The organism is Burkholderia sp. LK4 (assembly GCF_001043615.1).
Taxonomy (GTDB): Bacteria; Pseudomonadota; Gammaproteobacteria; order Burkholderiales; family Burkholderiaceae; genus Burkholderia; species Burkholderia cepacia.
Genome location: NZ_LDUL01000158.1, coordinates 1 through 2,375, shown reverse-complemented (window position 1 = coordinate 2,375; position 2,375 = coordinate 1). Strand labels below are relative to the sequence as shown.

The window sequence follows — 2,375 nt, the reverse complement described above, 5'->3', positions numbered from 1 at the left end:
CTTGTTCGACGTCGACGTGCCGTTGGTCACGAAGAACAGGTGATCGGCGCTGAAGATGCGCGCCGCGTTGCGCTCGGAGGCCGCCACCGGGCCCGTGTGGTCGAGCAGCTGGCCGAGTTCATCGACCGCGTTGCAGACGTCGGCGCGCAGCATGTTCTCGCCGAAGAACTGGTGGAACATCTGGCCGAGCGGGTTCTTCAGGAACGCGACGCCGCCCGAGTGGCCCGGGCAGTGCCACGAGTACGAGCCTTCGTCCGCGTACTTCACCAGTTCCTTGAAGAACGGCGGCGCGAGCGAGTCGAGATAGACCTTCGCTTCACGGATGATGTGGCGCGCGACGAACTCCGGCGTGTCCTCGAACATGTGGATGAAGCCGTGCAGCTCGCGCAGGATGTCGTTCGGCAGGTGGCGCGACGTGCGCGTCTCGCCGTACAGGAAGATCGGGATGTCCGCGTTGCGGCGGCGCACTTCGGTGACGAACGCGCGCAGCTCGATGATCGCGGTCGCGAGTTCGGGCAGTTCGCCGTCCGGGCCGGTTTCGCCGAGCATGAGTTCGTCGTCGTCGATCGACAGGATGAAGCACGACGCGCGGCTCGACTGCTGCGCGAACGACGTCAGATCGCCGTAGCTCGTGAGGCCGAGGACTTCGACGCCCTCCTTCTCGATCGCTTCGGCCAACGCCCGGATGCCGGAGCCCGAGATGTTTTCGGAGCGGAAATCTTCGTCGATGATGACGACGGGGAAACGAAACTTCATGGGCGATTCTCCAAAAAGAACGACCGCGGCGCGTCACGCGCAGCGGTCACCCGGAAACTGGTGAGACGTTATGCAACCAGATCAGGTTTTCGGCAGCGTGACACCGCGCTGCCCCTGATACTTGCCGCCGCGATCCGCGTACGACACGTCGCACACTTCGTCGCTTTCGAAGAAGAGCACCTGCGCGACGCCTTCGTTCGCGTAGATCTTCGCGGGCAACGGCGTGGTGTTCGAGAATTCCAGCGTGACGTAGCCTTCCCACTCGGGTTCGAACGGCGTCACGTTGACGATGATCCCGCAGCGCGCATAGGTCGACTTGCCGAGGCAGACGGTGAGCACGGTGCGCGGGATGCGGAAATATTCGACGGTGCGGGCCAGCGCGAACGAGTTCGGCGGGATGATGCACACGTCGCCCTTGAAATCGACAAACGACCCCTCGTCGAAGTTCTTCGGATCGACGATCGTCGAGTTGATGTTCGTGAAGATCTTGAATTCGTCCGCGCAGCGGATGTCGTAGCCGTAGCTCGACGTGCCGTAGCTGACGATCCGGCGGCCGTCCTCGGACGCGCGGACCTGATCGGGCACGAACGGCTCGATCATCTTGTGCTCTTCGGCCATGCGCCGAATCCATTTGTCGGACTTGATGCTCATAACAGGGCGCCTGGAAACGCTGCGTGACAGTCGGTGAGGGCCATACCCGCGAAGCGGCGGCCGGGAAAGGCGCACATTTTACGCGATCATCGGCCGGCGCACGCGGCGGCCGTCAACGGATCACGCCGCAGGCGAGTGCGGGCCCCGCGCCATGCTGCGGAAACGCGGGATCGCTCGAGTCGCGGTGCACCAGCGCCGCGCGGTTCATCGCCGAGCGCACGCCATCGAGGGCCAGATCGGGCGCGACGATGAAGCCGGCCGCGACGCCGTTCGCGTCCGCATGGATGTTGCCGAGATCGCCGGCGACGCGGGCGCCCGCGCGCAACCGGTCGGCGGCCGGCGCGAACACCTGGCCGGCGCTCGAGCCGTCGCCCGCGTTGCAGTCGCCGCGTTCGTGCACCTGTAGCGCGTGATCGCTGTTGGGCGGAAGGCCGGCCAGGTTGTACGTGACCTGAACGCCGTCCGGACGCTCGACGAACGTCACCGCGCCGCGCGCCTGCGAGCCGACCGTCGGCTGCAGTTGTGCGTCGGCCCGTTTTTCGTGCGACGAGGAAAAGGAGGTGCAGCCGGCCAGCAGGCCCAGCGCGGCGGCGGCCAGCAGCGCGTACCGCACGCGGCCGGCGCGCACGCCGTGATGTCGTTGTTTCATTCGATCCTCATGCCGGCTGGCGGCCGTTTGACACGACGGCCGCGCCGGGCGGGTAAAGGGACCCGGGAAAAGTCGCCATGATACCGCGCCTCGCGGCGCCGTAAACAGCGTGAGGCCCCGCCCCGCAAGGGTTTTACGTATTTTGAACAACGATCGACGGGAACTTCGACGTCATGTCGCGCGAACGCTCGGCAATCGCCAGCGCGACGCCGCGCGCGATGTCGCGGTAACGACGGGCCAGCGCGCCTTCGGGATCGGCCGCGACCGTCGGCGTGCCGCTGTCGGCGCGCTCGCGGATCGCGATGTCGAGCGGCAGGCT

General features: G+C 66.3%; 3 protein-coding genes and 1 pseudogene. All 4 read right to left on the bottom strand.

The annotated features are described in order from the left end of the window. Positions 1–756: Orn/Lys/Arg decarboxylase N-terminal domain-containing protein (locus tag VK92_RS38530; RefSeq protein WP_048468255.1), on the bottom strand; the 756-nt coding region annotated here is incomplete at its 3' end. A gap of 81 nt (positions 757–837) precedes the next feature. Next, complete coding sequence (dcd, locus tag VK92_RS38525) at positions 838–1,407, bottom strand: dCTP deaminase (protein WP_006398615.1); 570 nt, start codon at positions 1,405–1,407, stop codon at positions 838–840. Positions 1,408–1,519: 112 nt separating this feature from the next. Continuing rightward, positions 1,520–2,056: a superoxide dismutase [Cu-Zn] gene (gene sodC / locus VK92_RS38520; RefSeq protein WP_027786736.1), complete on the bottom strand. Its 537-nt coding sequence runs from the start codon at positions 2,054–2,056 to the stop codon at positions 1,520–1,522. Positions 2,057–2,189: 133 nt separating this feature from the next. Beyond that, a pseudogene (locus VK92_RS38515) lies at positions 2,190–2,375 on the bottom strand (iron-sulfur cluster carrier protein ApbC); the annotation flags it as partial.

What these genes read in the sequence shown, in the direction of transcription:
- dcd (WP_006398615.1), bottom strand. Translation starts at nt 1,407, where the DNA reads ATGAGCATCAAGTCCGACAAATGGATTCGGCGCATGGCCGAAGAGCAC.
- sodC (WP_027786736.1), bottom strand. Translation starts at nt 2,056, where the DNA reads ATGAAACAACGACATCACGGCGTGCGCGCCGGCCGCGTGCGGTACGCG.